Consider the following 16,924-nt stretch of genomic DNA (forward strand, 5'->3'; position numbering starts at 1 on the left):
GATCTGGCAGTCTTGAGCTGTCAAAACGACATACAAATGAGGAGGACCCTTGTCATGGCATGGACCAAACCCACGCTCCGCGAAATCGAGTGCGGCATGGAAATCAACATGTACGGCCCGGAATTCGAAGACGACCGCGAAGTACTGTTCTGATCCAGGGCGCGCGGAATGACGATGAGTTTCCGCGCGCGCATACTCGGGGCGGCTGCCGGTGGTGGCCTCCCGCAATGGAATTGCGGCTGTCCCAACTGTAACCTCGCGCGAGCGGGGGACATCCCCGCTCAGACGCAGTCGTCACTGGCCGTGACGGCAGATGGTGCGACCTGGGCAATTCTCAATGCCTCTCCTGATATTCGAGAGCAGCTTGCGCGTGCCCCGTCTCTCCATCCAAGTGGGCTGCGCGAGCTGCCTCTTGCGTCCGTGCTTGTGACCAATGGTGACATTGATCATGTGGCGGGGCTGTTGACGCTGCGCGAGATGCAGGCGTTCACACTGTTTGCGACGCCGGGCATTCACGAGGTGCTGGACGCCAATCCGATTTTCGATGCGCTGAACCGTTCGGTCGTGGACCGGGCGGCGATTGCGCTGGATACGCCCTTTGAACTGGTGCCGGGGCTTGAGGCAACGCTGTTTGCCGTGCCGGGCAAGGTGCCGCTCTACATGGAGGCGGGCGAGGTGCAGACCGATCTTGTGGGCGAGCAGACCGTTGGGGTGGAGTTGCGTTCGGGCGATACCCGGGTCTATTACATCCCCGGCTGCGCGATGCTGAGCGACACGCTGGCCGAGCGGCTGGTGGGGGCGGATGCGGTGTTTTTCGACGGCACGCTGTGGCGCGACGATGAAATGCGGCGCGCGGGCCTGGGCGAGAAGACCGGCAAGCGCATGGGCCATATGTCGATGAGCGGGGCGGACGGCTCGATCGCTGCTTTCGCCGGGCTTACCATCGGACAGAAGGTCTTTGTGCATATGAACAACACCAACCCCGTCTTGCGCCCCGACTCGGATGAGCGCGCCGAGGCCGAGGCGGCGGGATGGATCATCGGTCAGGATGGAATGGAGATCACGGCATGACCCCGTCGAAAGAGGAGTTCGAAGCACGGCTGCGGCAGATCGGGGCGGAGCGGTATCACGACCGCCACCCGTTTCACGCGATGTTGCATGGCGGCGAGTGCAGCCCCGATCAGGTGCGCGCCTGGGTGATCAACCGCTATTATTATCAGCATTCGATCCCGATGAAGGACGCGGCCTTTATGAGCCGGGTCGAGGACCCGGATTTGCGCCGGATCTGGCGGTCGCGGATCGAGGATCACGACGGCACCGACACCAATGAGGGCGGCATTCGCCGCTGGCTGCGGCTGGCCGAGGCGGTGGGGCTCGATCCCGATTACGTGGCCTCTTGCGAGGGGGTGTTGCCTGCCACGCGCTTTGCCGTGGATGCCTATGTGCGGTTCGTGCGCGACAAGACCCTGCTGGAGGCGGTCGCGGCCTCGCTGACAGAGTTGTTCGCGCCCAAGATCCACGCGCAGCGCATCGAGGGGCTGTTGCAGAATTACGAGTTCGCGGATGACAGTTCGCTGTCGTACTTCCGCAACCGTCTGAAGGAGGCGCCGAAGGACGTGGCCTTTGGTCTGCAATGGGTGCTGGATCACGCCGATACCGCCGAGAAACAGGATGCCGCCGCCGCCGCGCTGATCTTCAAGACCGATGTGCTGTGGTCGCAACTGGATGCGCTGTATGGGGCCTATGTGGACCCCGCCCGCATTCCACCCGGCGCGTGGCAGCCCGGTGAAGGCCTGATGATGCAGAGGGCGTCATGATGAAACCTGCCGATATCCCCGCCCTGCCGCGCGGTGTGCGGCTGCATTTCGACCGCGTCCGCGAGACCTGGGTGTTGCTGGCCCCCGAGCGCGCCGTGACGCTCGACATGGTGGGGCATGCGATATTGTCCGAGGTCGACGGGCGGCGCAGTTTCGGGGAAATCACGCAGATGCTGGCCGCGAAATACGATGCACCGCCCGAGCAGATTGCCGAGGATAGCGCCGGGTTTCTGTCCGCGTTGCGCGACCGGCGGTTTCTGGACGTGACGGCATGACCAAGGTGAATCCGCCCATCGCAATGCTGGCCGAGTTGACGCATCGCTGTCCGCTGTCGTGCCCCTATTGTTCGAACCCGCTGGAACTGGCCCGGCAGGAGAGCGAGATCGATACCGCGACCTGGGTGGATGTGTTCCGGCAGGCGGCTGATCTGGGGGTGTTGCAACTGCATCTTTCCGGGGGCGAGCCGGCATCGCGCCGCGATCTGACCGAACTGGTCGCGGGGGCGCGCGAGGCGGGACTTTATACCAATCTCATCACCTCGGGCATCGGGTTGACCGAGCGGCGGCTGCGCGAGTTGGACGAGGCGGGGCTGGATCATGTGCAGCTGTCGTTGCAGGGCACCGACCCGGCCATGGCTGACGAGATCGGCGGCTATCGCGGTGGGTTTGCCCGCAAGATGCAGGTGGCCGAGTGGATCGGCGAGATCGGCTTTCCGCTGACGCTGAACGCGGTGCTGCACCGGCGCAACCTGCATCAGTTGCCGCGCGCCATTGAGATGGCCGGGGAAATGGGCGCGCGCCGAATCGAGGTGGCGACGGTGCAATTCCACGGCTGGGCGCTGGAAAACCGCGACGCGCTGATGCCGACGCGCGAGCAGGCGCGCGAGGCGACACGGCTGGTGGCCGAGGCGCGGGCGCGTCTGAAAGGGCGGCTGGTGATCGACTATGTGCCCGCCGATTATCACGAGGACCTGCCCAAGCGTTGCATGGGCGGCTGGGGCAGCAGCGGTCTGAACATCACGCCTGACGGGCAGGTTCTGCCCTGTCACGCGGCGCAGAGCATTCCGCATCTGAGCTTTGATCGGGTGACCGAGCGGCCCCTGCGGGAGATCTGGTACGAGGGGGCAGCGTTCAACGCCTATCGCGGCACGGACTGGATGCAGGAGCCGTGCAAGAGTTGCGAGCGCAAGGAAATCGACTTTGGCGGCTGCCGCTGTCAGGCGATGGCGATCCTCGGTGATCCGGATGCGACCGATCCGGTCTGCGTGAAATCGCCCCATCACGGCGTCTTGCAGGCCAGTGCCGATGCCCATGCCACGCGCGATGACGCGGCGCTGGTTTACCGGACTATGCCGCAGAAAACGAGCGTCTGAGCCGAGGTCATTCCGCGCGCGGCTCCAGCACCGTGACGCCGACCGAGGCGGCGCGTGCCAGATCCGGGTCGAGCGACATCGGGATATATTCGCCGCGCCGCCAAAGCTGGGCCAGATCGTCGTAATGGCGGCTGAGGAAATGGCCCGACTGGCCGGTCGCGATGATGAACACGCTGCTGTCGGGATCGGCGAAATCATAGACCCCGCGATAGCCCGCGCCGTGCACGTTCTGGAACGGGTCCGGCCCCTCGCCGCCGCGCGTGCGCCCGCGCAGGAGCGTGTTGTCGCCGCCTGATGTGGATTGCCGGATGTTGACGAAATAGCGCAAGAGCGGCACCTCGCCCAGCACCTGATGATCATGCGTCGCCTGATGCGCGTCGCCCCATCGCAGGCTTTCGAGCGAGGTGCCGTAGCGTTCCTCGATCCAGATCAGCGCATCGTCGAGCGCCATGCGCGAGATGTCCGAGCAGGTTTCCTGCGCCGCCGACTGCTTGACATCGCACCACGCAGCGGCACCGTCGACATCGCGAAAGACGCGCTCGATGAAGACCGGGTCGGGGTGATCAAACTCACGCGAGAGCGGCCCGAGATCGTCGCGGATGAGCCGGTCCATCAGCGCCCGCATCCAGGCGGCATAGATCAGCGGTTCGGGCAGGTGCTCGTTCATCTCGCCGTTCCAAGCGGCAAGCATGGTGAGCGCGCGCTCGCGCAGGCGTTCGGGGGTGCCTTCGGGCGCGGCCTCGCCGGTGAACCACAGATCGGCCCCGATCAGCGGCAGGATCGAGCGGGCGGTAAAGCTGACGGTATCGAGCTGCGCCTCGATGAAGCTGTCGCGGGTATGCACCGCACGCCCCTGCATCAGGCGGCGCCAGCGGTGCACCCGCTGCGTGTCGCCCCAGAGGTAGCTGACATGCATCGGAAACGGGCGATCCACCACCTTGTTGTTGGTATTGCCGAGGATGCCGCCCTTGGGGGCGACGAATTCAGGGTTCGCGGCGAAGGGCAGCATGCCCTGCCAGCGGTTTTCCGGCAGCCAGCCGCGCGAGGGCATGCGCCCCTCGCTCTCGTGCCGGGCGCTGCGGCGGGGCATGGCGCCGATCAGGCGCAGGGCGATGGTGTCCTGACCCACGAGCGTGAGGTTCTGCGAGGGCGCGATGTAGAGGCGGCTGAGGTCAATTGCCTGTTGCACGGTCTGCGCCCGCATCAGCCCCATGGCCGAGGTCATCGTCGTGTCCTCGCCGCTGAGCGCGGTCCAGGCGACTGAGGCGACATGGCCGGGCGGTGTCACCTCTGCCAGATTGTAGTGACTGCCGGGCAGGACCGGGCCATTGTCGGTCCAGCGCAGGGTGAGGGTGACCGGATCGGCATCCTTGATCTCGATGATCGAGCGGCTGGTGCGAAAGCTCTTCCAGCCGTCGGGCGTGCGGTATTCGTTGGTGTTGTCGGGGTTCAGTTCCTCGATGAACACGTCCTGATCGTCGAGATAGGACGAGGTCACCCCCCAGCCCAGCCGCGCGCTGCGGCCCGTCAGGATCACCGGGATGCCGGGGATGGTGCCGCCGATCACGCCGCCCGATTGCAATTCCAGCCGGGCCAGATACCAGATGTTCGGGGCCGAAAAGCCCAAGTGCGGATCATTGGCCAGCAGCGTGCCGCCCGCCGCCGAGCGCGAGGGGGCGGCGGCAAAGGCATTGGAGGCCCCGGCAAAGGCGCGCCGTTTGAAGGGCGAGAGCGGATCGCCGGTCAGGTCTGGCTCTGCCTGCGCATGGCGAAATTCCGCACCAGGAAAGAGGCTGGCATATTCCGGCAGGGCGGCGATGCCGCTGCCCGGCGCGAGCGGCATGATATCGTCGAGCCGGGCGGGATCGTCGAGCGCGAGCGAGGCGCGGGCGAATGTTACTTCGTTGTCGAGATGGCCTGAGAGTTGCACCGCCATCAGCTTGATCAGCGCGATAGAATCGGCGGGCTGCCAGGGCGCGATCGGGGCGTTGAAGAGGAACTGCTCGGGCGCGCCGCGCCCCAGCGCGTCCTGATTGATCTCGGTGATCCGCGCGTTGACGCCATCGGAATAGGCCTTGAGCGCCGCCAGCGTCTGCGCATCCTGTGCCGCCACCGATTGCCGCGCGAGATTGTAGAGGTCGAAGCGGCGCAGCGTGCTGTCGATCTTGACGGTGCGGGTGCCGAACACCTCCGACAGACGCCCCTGCACCGTGCGCCGCATGGTCATCATCTGCCACAGCCGGTCCTGCGCATGGGCATAGCCGAGGCCGAAAAACACATCGGTGTCTTTGGTGCCGAAAACATGCGGCACATTGGCGTTGTCGCGCACGATTTCGAGGGGCGCGTCGAGCCCGCGCACGGTGAGGCGCTTGTCATACTCCGGCAGCGAGCGTGAGAGCAGCATATAGGCCACCAGCACCGCCACCAGCGCCAGCACCACCACCGCGCCCGCCACGCGCAAAAGCCATTTGATAATCACCGCCACAGGGGTCGCCTCATCCGGGTTTCTGCTTGCATCTCCTGCGGGGATAGTCAGAAATCCCCCCTGAGACAATGGCAACACGCGACAGGAGGAGAGAAGAATGGCAAAGCTGGCATTTCTGGGATTGGGCGTCATGGGCTATCCGATGGCGGGACATCTGCAGGCCGCGGGCCATGATGTCTGCGTCTACAACCGCACCGCGTCGAAGGCCGAAAAATGGGCAGCGCAGCATGGCGGGCGCCACGCGCCAAGCCCGCGCGAGGCTGCAGAGGGGGCCGAGTTCGTGTTGGCCTGCGTCGGCAATGACGACGATCTGCGCAGCGTCTGCCTGGGCGGGGACGGGGCCTTTGCCGGGATGGATGATGGCGCGATCTTCGTCGATCACACGACGGTCTCGTCCAAGGTCACGGCAGAGCTTTATGCCGGGGCGCGCTCCGGTGGGCAGCAATTTGTCGACGCGCCCGTGTCGGGCGGTCAGGCGGGGGCCGAGAATGGTCAGCTCTCGATCATGTGCGGCGGCGATCAGGCCGCCTATGACGCGGCTGAGCCGATCATGAACACCTATGCCAAGCTCTGCCGCCGGATCGGCGACAGCGGCGCGGGGCAGATGACCAAGATGTGCAACCAGATCGCCATCGCCGGTCTGGTGCAGGGCCTGTCCGAGGCGCTGCATTTCGCCGAGAAGGCGGGGCTTGACGGGCGCGCGGTGGTCGAGGTGATCAGCCAGGGGGCCGCCGGGTCGTGGCAGATGAACAATCGCTACGAGACCATGCTCGACGACAAGTGGGAGCACGGCTTCGCCGTCGACTGGATGCGCAAGGATCTGGGGATTTGTCTCTCGACCGCCGACGAGACCGGCGCGAGCCTGCCGGTCACGGCCCTGGTCGATCAGTTCTACAAGGATGTGCAGGCCATGGGCGGCGGGCGTTGGGACACCTCCAGCCTCTTCGCGCGGCTGCGCAAGCTGGGCTGAAACAGCTTCGTCAGGCGATCTTGCGGTCGCCTGACAGCCACTTTCGGGTGTCGATCACGTCGAAGACCAGCGAGATCACATCGACCGCCAGCAGGATCAGCAGGTAGATGCGATAGTCTGGGGCAATTTCCTGCGCCAGCAGCCACAGCACCAACCCCAGCATCGGTGTCCAGATCAGCACATGCGGCAGCGCCATCAGTTTGGAAAAGCCGCGCTCGACCAGCATCATAACGCCGTTGAGCAGCATCGCCCCAACCGCCAGCGCCGCGACCCAGAGGCCAAAAGGCTCGGACAGGAACGCGAGTGACGCGGTATTCACCGGGACGAGGATGACTGACACCCAGGCCTGCACCCAGAGCGGCAGGCGGCGGTAGCTGTGCCAGATCTCGGAAATCATGACGCGCCCCTCCTGCTTCTTTATGGCAAAAATACTCAAAAAACCCGGCTGACGCCAGCGATCACGCCGTGCGGGGGCGCATCACCAGCCAGATGAGCGTGGCCCCCGCCAGCATCAGGAAGGGCGCCATGGCGAGGTTGACGGCGGTCCAGCCCGCCTGTGCTGAGCTGCCCGAGCAGTTCATCAGCCCGCCCGAGGCGAGCGAGGCGAAGGTCACCCCGCCGAAGACCAGCAGATCATTCAGCCCCTGCATGCGCCCGCGCTCATGCGGGGCATGGGCACCCGCCAGCATCGTGGTCGCGCCGATAAAGCCGAAATTCCAGCCAAGCCCCAGCAGGATCAGCGCCACAAAGAAATGCTCCAGCTCCACGCCGGAGAGCGCGACCGCGCCCGCACCGGCGAGGATGATCAGCCCGGTGGCGACGATCTTTTCCACCCCGAAGCGCACGATCAGATGGCCGGTGAAGAACGAGGGGATATACATAGCCAGCACATGCGCGGTGACCACATCCGCCGCGTTGCCCTCGTCAAAGCCGCAGCCGACCACGGCGAGCGGCGTCGAGGTCATCACCAGGTTCATCAGCGCGTAGGAGACCATGGCGCAGATCACCGCCACCGCGATGCGCGGGGTCTTCAGCAATTCCATGCGCGAACGCCCGCGCGGCGCGTCCTCGGAGGGTACGGGCGGCTTGGGGATGTCGAGGAGCAGGAACAGCAGCGCGCCGACGAGATTGAGCGCGATCACCGCCAGATAGGTGCCGAAGAACGGGATCACCATCGCTTGCGACGTGAGCTTGACCAGTTGCGGGCCGATGATGGCGCTCAAGAGGCCCCCGGCCATGACGTAGGAAATCGCCTTGGGGCGGAAGGTGTCGCTGGCGGTGTCGGCGGCGGCGAAACGGTAAAAGCCCTGCGCCGACATGTAGGTGCCGGTGATGAAGCTGCCCGCCAGAAAGATCGGGAAGGAGGCCACGTAGAGCCCATAGGCCCCGACAAGCCCGCCAATCGCCCCCGCAAGCGCCCCGATCATGAAGCCTGTGCGACGGCCAAAGCGTTGCATCATGTGCGACACCGGCGTGGCCGAGAGCATCGAACCCAGCACGATCAGCGAAATCGGCAGCGTGGCGAAACAGACATTCGAGGCCAGCGATTGTCCGGCGAGGCCGCCCACCACGAAGATCATCGGCATCTGCGCGCCGAGGATCGCCTGCGCGGCCACCAGAACGGCCACGTTGCGCTTGGCGCGACTGTCGTCGATATGCAGGGCGGTGTCGGTCATGGCCAGCTTGCTAGACCCGGGCGCGGGCGGGTGCAAGCGCGATTGCGTCCGCACCCCCTTGGGTTTTGCCGCAAGCGGCCTATGATCGCGGGCATGACAGGACGCATCATCGAAACCCATGACGACGTGGCCGAGGGGGCCGCGCATCTGGCCGCCGTCTGCCCGCGCATGGCGCAGGCCTATGCGCAGACTGGCGCGCTGCCCCTGCGGCGCAGCGAGGACGGGTTTACCCGGCTTTTGAGTGCCATTGTCAGCCAGCAGGTGAGCGTCGCCTCAGCGAATGCGATCTGGGGGCGGGTCGAGGCGGCCGGTTATGCCGATCCGCAGACGATTCGCGCGGTTAGCGACGACGACCTGCGCTCTGTGGGCCTGAGCCGTCAGAAGGCGCGTTATGCCCGGGCGCTGGCCGAGGCCGAGATCGACTATGCCGCGTTGCGCGATGCGCCGGATGACGAGGTGATCGCCACACTGACGGAAGTTTCGGGCATCGGTGTCTGGACGGCGGAAATTTACGCGATGTTCAGCCTCGGGCGGGCGGATGTGTTCGCGCCGGGCGATCTGGCGTTGCAGGAGGCGGCACGCATTCTCTACGATCTGCCGGAGCGGCCCAAGCCCCGCGCCTTTCGCGAGATGTCACTTGCGTGGTCGCCGTGGCGGTCGGTTGCGGCGCGGCTGCTCTGGGCCTATTACCGGGTGGCCAAGGACAGGGAAGGGATCAGATGACACGGGTATTGAAGGCGGACCGCAGGGAGCCCGTGTCGGGCGAGACCCGCTCAGCGGTGGTGTTTCTGCATGGCTACGGGGCCAATGGCGCGGATTTGCTGGGTCTGGCCGACCCGTTGGGCGAGCATCTGCCCGATACGCTCTTCGTGGCACCCGATGCGCCCGAGAGCATTCCCGGCATGCCGATGGGCCTGCAATGGTTTCCGATCCCGTGGATCGACAATTCCAGCGAGGAAGAGGCCGAGCGCGGATTGATGGCGGCGGCGCAGGATCTCGATGCGTTTCTCGACGCGCTGATGGTGGATGAGGACCTGCTGCCCGAACAGGTGGTGCTGTTCGGCTTTTCGCAGGGCACGATGATGGCGCTGCACGTGGCGCCGCGCCGCGAGGATGCGGTGGCGGGGATCGTGGCGTTTTCCGGCCGGTTGCTGTCGCCGGACCTTTTGGCCGACGAGACCCGCAGCCGCCCGCCGGTTCTGCTGGTGCATGGTGACGCCGATGACGTGGTGCCGGTGCAATCGCTGCCCGAGGCCGCCGAGGCCTTGCAGGAGGCGGGCTGGAAGGACGTCTATGCCCATATCATGAAGGGCACCGCGCATGGGATCGCGCCCGATGGGTTGTCGGTGGCGCTCGCGTTCATGCGCGACAAGCTGGGCCTCTGAGGGCGGGGCCGCAAAATGCCCCGGCCGTGCCATATTGCGATCACGCGCGCGGGCTAGGCGCGGGGGATGGAGCAGACATCGGCACATAGCGGCCTGCCGCATCGCGCGCTCTGGCTGGGTGCGCTCTATGTCGCCGAGATGGCGGTGCTGGTCGCCGCCTTTCAAGTGTTAAGCGATATCGAATGCCGCGCCACGGCAGTCGAGACCGCCTGTCGCGGGTTGCGCTGGGTGGCGCTTTGGGTTGTCTGTGCGGCCTCGCTTCTGGGGGTGTATCTCTGGGCGCGGCCCGAGGCGCGCGCGGGCTTTGCGCGGATCACCGGCACGGCCCCCGGTGGCCGGGGTTGGGCGCTGCTGCACGGCGCGGGGCTTTTGGTGACGTTTGCCCCGCTGGTCGTCGTTCCTGCCGTTGACATGAACCAGATTTTTCACCTCGTCTTTCCGGTGCTCTGCGCGGGGGCGGCGATGGCGGCGGCGGGTGGGCTGTTCTGGCTGGCGCGGCCCGGGGCATGGTCCGGGTGGCTGTCCGGGCGTGCCGCGTCGGTGCTGGCGATCTGCGGGGTTGCGGCGGCGATTCCGGGCATTGTGGTGCTGGCCGGGCCGCTCTGGACGGTGCAGGCGCTGACCGATGTGACCTTTATCGCGGTCTACCTGATGTTGCGGCTGTTCTCGGATGTGGTGGTGGTCAATCCGGAGGCCTATATCATCGGCACGCAAGAGTTTCGCGTCGAGGTGGCGGAGACCTGTTCGGGGATCGAGGGGCTGGTGCTGATCACCGCGTTCCTTGCGCTTTATGCGGTGCTCTTTCGCGATGATCTGCGGCTGCGCCGGTTCGGGCTGGTGATCTGGCCGTTGGCGCTGCTGGCAAGCTGGGTCTTCAACACAGTTCGGATCACCGCGCTGATCCTCATCGGCGCGCATGTCTCGCCCGAACTGGCGGTCAACGGGTTTCACAGTTTCGCCGGTTGGATCATGTTCACCGCGCTGGCCGTGTGGGTGCTGGTCGTGGTCAACCGCAGCCGCTATGCGCTTCAGCATGACGCCCGGTCCGAGGCGCGGTCCGCGCTGCCGCCGCTGGCGCAGGATGACGTGGCCGGGCGCATCGTGCCGTTCATCGTGTTCGCGCTGTCGGGAATGCTCGTGCAGGCGTTCTGGGCCGCGCCTGCGCTGGGCTATCCGCTACAGGTGGGTTTGATGCTGGGCGCGCTCTGGTGGGCGCGGGCCACGGTGGTGCGCTATCTGGACTGGCCGTCGCCGCTGGCAGTGCTGGCGGGGTTGGGGGTCGGTGTGGCGTGGATCGTGACGGCACCACCCGCAGATCCGGTGCCCGAGGCGCTGGCAGGCTTGGGTGCGGGGGCCTTTGCGCTCTGGGCCGTGTTGCGCATTCTGGGCACGGTGGCACTGGTGCCGGTGATCGAAGAGTTGATCTTTCGCGGATATGTGCAGGCCCGGATCGACCGGGGCACGCCGCTGAGCCGGGTGGCGGCGATCGCGGTTTCGGCTGGATTGTTCGCGCTGGTGCATGGCCGCTGGATCGAGGCGGCGCTGGCGGGGGTGGTGTTTTCGTTGCTTTACATGCGACATGGGCGGCTGGCTGATGCCATGGCCGCCCATGCGAGTGCGAACGCACTGATCGCTGCCGTCGCCCTTTGGAGGGGAGATTGGGCGCTGATCTGAGGGGGTGGCCCCTCAGCCCCGCGCGCGACGGCGGCGTTTGATTTCCCAGGTCAGGACAAGTGCGGCCAGAACGACGGCGATGGCCAACGTGCCGCTGGCGGCGTCCATTTCCGTCACGGCCGATGCTGACCCGGTATCACCCCCGGATGTGCCGCCGCCGTAATAGCCGCCGAAAAACCAGTTCCACATTGTGCCGTCCCCCAGAATAGATGTGCTTTAATGTTTGCGCAGATTGATGCCCAAAAGTCGCCGTTTTTTCGCCATTTTTCAAGACCCGAAGTACGATTGACCGCGATTTGTCAACGACGCGGCGTTTTGAGCCGGTATTGTTTCCATCCTGCTGCGCGGGATTTCGGCAAACCGGCCAAGTCACGTTGTTTTGGGAGCGCGCAGGGCAGAATCACTCGGCGGCGCGCAGCGGCGGCTTGGGCGCGCGCTCGTCCAGAACGCGCTTGAGGTCGTCGAGATGCGGGGCCTCGGCGGTCTCTTCCTCGACATAGCCGGGGCGGGGGGCGCGCTCATCCGGCCAGACGAGTTCGGTGCCCGCCATGCGCCGGGCCGCGCGTTGCAGCGCCCAGTCGCGCGCGGCGCGGCTGGAGCGGCCCATCGACAGCATCGCCATCAGCCGCGCGCCCCAGAGAACGTAGGTGGTGGCCCAGACCCGCAGGGCCAGCATCGCCGGGGTGAAGATCAGCGTCAGCACCGTGGCGATGCCGAGGCCGAAGACCACCGCCGTCGCCAGTTGCTTCCACCAGAGCGCGGTGGGGCTGTTGAAGGCGTAGCCGCCATTGAAGAAATCGAGGCTGAGGCCGAACATCATCGGTGCCAGCCCCGCCATGGTGGTGATCGTTGTCAGCAGCACCGGGCGAATGCGATCCTGAGCCGTGCGGGTGATCGCGGAAATCCGCGGCATGTAGCGGGCGTAGTCCTGATAGGTGTCGATCAGCACGATGTTGTTGTTCACCACGATGCCCGCCAGCGCGACGATGCCGGTGCCGGTCATGATGATCGAGAACGGCTGGTTCATCACCAGCATGCCGATCAGCACGCCAGCCGTGGACAGGACCACCGCGAGCAGCACCAGAACCGCGTTATAGACGCTGTTGAACTGCGCCAGAAGGATGATGAACATCAGGCCGAGCGCGCCTGCGAAGGCCTTTTGCAGGAAGGCGCCCGATTCCTCCTGATCCTCGGCGTCGCCGGTCCATTCGTAGCTGATGCCCGGCGGCACGACGCCTGACGAAAGCCACTCGGTCAGCCGTTCGATCCGTTCATTAGCGGTGATCGGCACGGTGGTTTCGGCCCCGTCCGGCCCTGTGACGGTTCGGGTCATCCCGTCCGCCACTGCCGCCTTGACGTCGAAGAACCGGGTCTGGTCGATGCGGTCGATCTGTGCCAGTTGCTGCACCGGTTTGCGGCTGATGAAGTTGGACAGCGGCACCAGCCCGTCCTCGGTGCGCACCTTGAGGCTGTCGAGGGTGGAGAGCACGCGGTTTTCCTCGGGCAGGCGCACGCGGATCTCGATTTCCTCGTCGCTGCTGTCGACGCGCATCGTGTCGAGCAGGATGCCGCGCGTCACAAGCTGCACCATCGCGCCGACGATCGCCACATCCGCGCCGAAGCGGCCGGCCTTTTCGACATCGACGTCGATCTGCCAGTCGATGCCGGGCAGGGGCAGAGTATCTTCGATCTGGCGCAGGCCTGCGGTCTCTTCGAACTGCGCGCGGGCCTGTTCGGTGAACGCCTTGAGCGCCTGCCAGTCGTCGCCCTTGATGCGCAGATGCACCGGTTTGGCCGAGGCGGGACCGCGCGATTGTGCGAGGATCTCGATCTTGATGCCGGGGATCTCTTCGAGTTGCCGGGTCAGGTCGGCGATCACCGCGTCGCCGTCAAAGTCGGGGGCGACCACGTGGCGGTTCACGGGAATGTCGAGCAGCGGAATGGTGAACCAGGTTTCGGTGGCGCGCGGGCGGTCCTCCCACGGGATGGTTTCCAGTTGCACCTGGCCGATGGTGTCGCGGGGGGGCTGCGCGCCGCCGGTATTGTTGTCGAGCCCGCCATCCCCGGCAAAGGCGAAGGCGGTCTCGATGCCGGGATGGGCGCGCACGATATCCTCGACCTGTTTGACCAGCCGGTCCTTCTGGTCGATCGACAGGTTGCCGCGTCCGCGCACGTAGACGATGGCCTGTTCGGGTTCGCTGTCGACGAAGAATTCGGTGCCGTTGTTGTTGTTCACGTAGAACATCAGCACCGAGCCCACGAGCACGAAGATCGCACCGAACGCCACCAGCGGCATCACCGGGTTGCCGGTGATCGCGTGGATCACCCAGCCGAAGACGGAGCGGCGATAGCCCGCGCGCACCCGCGTGCGGCGGCGGGGCAGGAGGGTGCGGCCGATGGCGCGCAACAGGTTGCCACAGCGACGCGGGATCGCCATCAGCCCCAGCAGCGTGGTCAGAACGCTGGCCACGCCGACGCCGATCAGCGCCACCACGCCCAGAAGCAGGCCGAAGACCGTGGCCAGCACCGGCATCACCGAGCCGAGGATATCGTCGCTGTCCATGCCGGAGAATTCCGCCGTCACCTGATCGAACAGCACCGGCGCGGCTTGCCCTGCGAGATAGACTGCTCCGAGCGCCAGCGGAAAGAGCAGAATATGCCAGAGCCAGAAGCCGCCCGCGATCTGGTCGATCCGGTCGTTGAACCACCGCTCCAGCCGCCCGGTGACGCCGCCCAGAACCGGCAGGTACACCAGCGCCACCAGGAGCGAGGCCGAGAGCACGAAAATCAGCGTGACCGGCAGCATCCCCATGAACTGCCCCGGCACGCCGGGCCAGAACAGCATCGGCAGGAAGGCGCAGAGCGTGGTGGCGGTGGAACTGACCACCGGCCAGAACATCCGCTTGGCGGCCCCGACATAGGCATGCATCGGGCCCTCGCCCTCGGCGATGCGCTTGTCGGCGTATTCCACCACGACAATGGCGCCGTCGACCAGCATGCCGACGGCAAGGATCAGGCCGAACATCACGATATTCGAGATCGCCACGCCCATCACGGCCAGCAGGGCAAAGCACAACAGGAACGAGGTCGGGATCGCGAAGCCCACCAGCAGCGCCGGGCGGATGCCAAGGGCGGCCAGCGTGACGATCATCACCAGCGCGATGGCGGTGAGCACCGAGCCTTCAAGCTGGCTGACCATCGAGGCCACGGTGCGCGACTGATCGTTCGAGGTGCCGACATTGACCGCGACCTGCAATTCCTCGGGCCAGCGGGTTTCGGCCTCGGCCACCACCTCGCGGACCAGATCGGCGGTGTCGATGATGTTGAAGCCCTTGCGCTTGACCACCTGCAGCGCGACCGTCGTCTCGCCGTTGAACCGCGCGGTGCCGATCCGGTCCTCGAAGGTGAGGTTGATCGTGGCCAGATCGCCCAAGCGCACGATCCGGTCGCCATTGGTCTTGATCGGCAATTCGTAGATATCGCGGGTTTCCTCGAAGGAGGAGGGGATCTTGACCGCGAAGGTGCCTTGGGCGTTGTCGACCTCGCCCGCCGGGATCAGCTGATTGTTGTTGCGCACGACCTCGACGAATTCGTTGACGGTGACGTTGTAGGCTTCGAGGCGGAGCGGGTCGATCACCACCTCGACCATCTCGTCGCGATTGCCCGCGATGCCCGCCTCGAGCACCGGTTCCAGCCCTTCGAGCGTGTCCTGAAGATCCTTGGCCAGCCGCGACATGGTGCGTTCGGGGACCGGGCCCGAGAGGTTGACGATGACGATCGGGAATTCGCTGAAATTCACCTCGTTGATGGTGTATTTCTCGAACCCGTCGGGAAAGTCGGCCTCGGCGGCATCCATCGCGTCGCGCACATCGGCGAGGATCTTGGTCTTGTCCCAGCCGAATTCGAATTCGAGTGCCACGCCGCCGAAATTCTCGGCCGCGGTGCCGGTCATTTCCTTGAGCCCGTCGAGATCGCTGAGTTCGGTCTCCATCGGCTTGACCAGCAGTTTCTCACTGTCCTCGGCGGAAATGCCGGGGAAGGGCACGGTGATGAAGAGCGCCGGGATCTCGATATCGGGCTCGCCCTCCTTGGGCAGGCCCATATACGAGAGCGTGCCGGCGAGGATCGACAGCACGATGAAGGCCAGCACCATCCGCGCCCGGGCGGCGGCCCAGTCGACGATGCCGGTCATTGGCCAAGCTCCTGATAGACCGGGCGCACGGGCACGCCGTCGCTCACGTATTCCTGCCCGATCACGATCACGTCGGCGGTCTCGGGCAGGCCGGTGAGCCAGACGCCGTTGGGCGTGTCGCGCAACACCGTCACCGGTACAAACTGCGCGCGGGTCTCTGCATCCACCAGGCGCAGGCCAAGCGTGCCCTCGTCATTGAGGGTGAGTGCCGATTGCGGCAGCAGATGTGCGGCCTTGCCTTCGGCGCTGATCCGGATCTCGGCGGTTTCGCCGTCGCGCAGGCCGAGGTCGGGATTGGGCACGCGCACCTCGACCCGGAAGGTGCGGGTGGTGTCATCTGCGGCGCGGGACAGAAAGCTGACCGTGCCCTTGACCTCGCTGCCGGAGGTGGTGCGCGCGGTGGCGGGGGCATCATACTCGACCCGGGCGACCTGCATTTCCGACACGAATCCCACCAGCGTGATCGGGTCGAGTTGCAGCACCGTGGCGCAGAGCGCGCCGGGTTGCAGCAGGCTGCCGATTTCGGCGGTGTCTGTCTCCAGCACGCCGGAAAAGGGCGCGGTGATGCTCAGGCGGTCGATTTCCTTTTCGGCGCTGGCCACGGCGGCGCGGGCGGATTCGATCCCGGCGCGGGCGGCCTCGAGCCCCGAGGTGGCCGATTGCACCGCGGCCTGCGCGGAACTGACGACGGCGCGGGTGGCGGCGACGCGGGTCTGCGAGGCGAAACCATCGGTGACGAGGTTCTCGGCGGCGTTGCGGTTGATCTCGGCCTCTTCGAGTTGCGCGCGGGCCTCTTCGACGCGGGCCTTGGCCTCGGGGACGCGGCTTTTGGCCTCGGCCAGCCGGGCGCGGGCCTCTTGCACCGTGGCCTGCCGCGCCGCCGGATCAAGGCGGCAAAGCTCGTCGCCCTGATCAACGAAGGCCCCCTTGCGCAGCGGCTGGGATATCACGAGACCGGAGGTTTCGGCGCGCAGTTCCACGATACGGTCGGCCTCGGTGCGGCCCCGGACGATCACGGCGCTGTCCACGTCGCGGGCCTTTGATCGCTGCACGACGACGCGCATTGTCTCGGTCTGCGGTTGCGCCGATTCGCCGGTGTCGGCCCCGGTGGCGGGGCTCTCGCTGCTTGGCGCTTCGGTTTGGGGCAGCAGGGCGAGCAAGCGATCCCGCTCGAACACGAATGCATAGATCAGCCCGGAGACCAGCACGGCGATCAGAATGGGAACCAGGCGCATGAGTGAACTTTCAGGACTTGTGACAACGGTCGGCACGCCAAGCGGCGCACCGCCGGGCAATAAGACGGATACGCTGAACTGACCGGTTCAGATTAATCTTTTCCGCGCGTCACTGCAA

The 16,924-nt window shown here is 65.9% G+C and carries 15 protein-coding genes; 9 read left to right on the forward strand and 6 right to left on the reverse strand.

Translation table 11 applies throughout. From position 1 onward, the window contains the following. Positions 1–54: 54 nt before the first annotated feature. Genes pqqA through pqqE form a run of 5 tightly spaced genes read left to right on the forward strand, consistent with a single transcriptional unit; the run spans position 55 to position 3,189 of the window. Positions 55–153 (forward strand): pyrroloquinoline quinone precursor peptide PqqA, encoded by a 99-nt coding sequence (gene pqqA, locus BMX04_RS09950; RefSeq protein WP_050662718.1) that lies wholly within the window; start codon positions 55–57, stop codon positions 151–153. A 21-nt stretch (positions 154–174) separates the two neighbouring features. Next, complete coding sequence (pqqB, locus tag BMX04_RS09955; protein ID WP_074786124.1) at positions 175–1,071, forward strand: pyrroloquinoline quinone biosynthesis protein PqqB; 897 nt, start codon at positions 175–177, stop codon at positions 1,069–1,071. Next, the gene (gene pqqC, locus BMX04_RS09960) at positions 1,068–1,817 is read left to right on the forward strand and encodes a pyrroloquinoline-quinone synthase PqqC (protein WP_074786085.1); all 750 of its coding nucleotides are present in this window, start codon (positions 1,068–1,070) and stop codon (positions 1,815–1,817) included. The genes pqqB and pqqC overlap by 4 nt, the downstream gene beginning before the upstream one ends. Continuing rightward, positions 1,814–2,092: a pyrroloquinoline quinone biosynthesis peptide chaperone PqqD gene (pqqD, locus tag BMX04_RS09965; RefSeq protein WP_083398153.1), complete on the forward strand. Its 279-nt coding sequence runs from the start codon at positions 1,814–1,816 to the stop codon at positions 2,090–2,092. Before pqqC ends, pqqD begins: the two co-directional genes overlap by 4 nt. Next, positions 2,089–3,189: a pyrroloquinoline quinone biosynthesis protein PqqE gene (pqqE, locus tag BMX04_RS09970; RefSeq protein WP_074786087.1), complete on the forward strand. Its 1,101-nt coding sequence runs from the start codon at positions 2,089–2,091 to the stop codon at positions 3,187–3,189. Before pqqD ends, pqqE begins: the two co-directional genes overlap by 4 nt. Positions 3,190–3,196: 7 nt before the next feature. Here pqqE and BMX04_RS09975 read toward each other — a convergent pair whose 3' ends face one another. Next, positions 3,197–5,674, reverse strand: a complete 2,478-nt coding sequence (locus BMX04_RS09975) for a penicillin acylase family protein (protein ID WP_074786088.1) — start codon at positions 5,672–5,674, stop codon at positions 3,197–3,199. 97 nt (positions 5,675–5,771) lie between these two features. On the opposite strand from BMX04_RS09975, the gene BMX04_RS09980 reads away from it, so the two are divergent. Next, a complete protein-coding gene (locus BMX04_RS09980) occupies positions 5,772–6,644 on the forward strand; it encodes an NAD(P)-dependent oxidoreductase (protein ID WP_074786089.1) in 873 nt (290 codons plus the stop codon). A gap of 10 nt (positions 6,645–6,654) precedes the next feature. Here the strand turns inward: BMX04_RS09980 and BMX04_RS09985 are convergent, their stop codons facing one another. Next, complete coding sequence (locus BMX04_RS09985; protein ID WP_074786090.1) at positions 6,655–7,041, reverse strand: hypothetical protein; 387 nt, start codon at positions 7,039–7,041, stop codon at positions 6,655–6,657. A gap of 61 nt (positions 7,042–7,102) precedes the next feature. Then, entirely contained in the window at positions 7,103–8,320 is a 1,218-nt protein-coding gene (locus tag BMX04_RS09990; RefSeq protein WP_074786091.1) for an MFS transporter, read from the reverse strand. 93 nt (positions 8,321–8,413) lie between these two features. Between BMX04_RS09990 and BMX04_RS09995 the strand changes: the two genes are divergently transcribed. The 3 genes from BMX04_RS09995 to xrtE all read left to right on the forward strand — a co-directional run bounded on the left by BMX04_RS09995 (position 8,414) and on the right by xrtE (position 11,379). After that, complete coding sequence (locus tag BMX04_RS09995) at positions 8,414–9,043, forward strand: DNA-3-methyladenine glycosylase family protein (protein ID WP_074786125.1); 630 nt, start codon at positions 8,414–8,416, stop codon at positions 9,041–9,043. Continuing rightward, positions 9,040–9,705 carry an alpha/beta hydrolase gene (locus BMX04_RS10000; protein ID WP_074786092.1) on the forward strand — a complete coding sequence of 222 codons (666 nt, stop codon included), beginning with the start codon at positions 9,040–9,042 and terminating at the stop codon, positions 9,703–9,705. Before BMX04_RS09995 ends, BMX04_RS10000 begins: the two co-directional genes overlap by 4 nt. 66 nt (positions 9,706–9,771) lie before the next feature. After that, positions 9,772–11,379, forward strand: coding sequence for an exosortase E/protease, VPEID-CTERM system (gene xrtE, locus BMX04_RS10005; protein ID WP_074786093.1), 1,608 nt, complete (start codon positions 9,772–9,774; stop codon positions 11,377–11,379). 12 nt (positions 11,380–11,391) lie between these two features. On the opposite strand, the gene BMX04_RS10010 is transcribed toward xrtE, so the two are convergent. From BMX04_RS10010 to BMX04_RS10020, 3 genes are all read right to left on the reverse strand, one after another. Next, positions 11,392–11,568, reverse strand: a complete 177-nt coding sequence (locus BMX04_RS10010) for a VPEID-CTERM sorting domain-containing protein (RefSeq protein ID WP_074786094.1) — start codon at positions 11,566–11,568, stop codon at positions 11,392–11,394. Positions 11,569–11,779: 211 nt separating this feature from the next. After that, complete coding sequence (locus tag BMX04_RS10015; protein WP_074786095.1) at positions 11,780–15,571, reverse strand: efflux RND transporter permease subunit; 3,792 nt, start codon at positions 15,569–15,571, stop codon at positions 11,780–11,782. After that, on the reverse strand, positions 15,568–16,806 hold the full coding sequence (locus tag BMX04_RS10020) for an efflux RND transporter periplasmic adaptor subunit (protein WP_074786096.1): 1,239 nt from the start codon (positions 16,804–16,806) through the stop codon (positions 15,568–15,570). The genes BMX04_RS10015 and BMX04_RS10020 overlap by 4 nt, the downstream gene beginning before the upstream one ends. Between the last annotated feature and the right edge of the window lie 118 nt (positions 16,807–16,924).

The sequence above is a fragment of the Roseovarius tolerans genome, assembly GCF_900109855.1.
Taxonomy (GTDB): Bacteria; Pseudomonadota; Alphaproteobacteria; order Rhodobacterales; family Rhodobacteraceae; genus Roseovarius; species Roseovarius tolerans.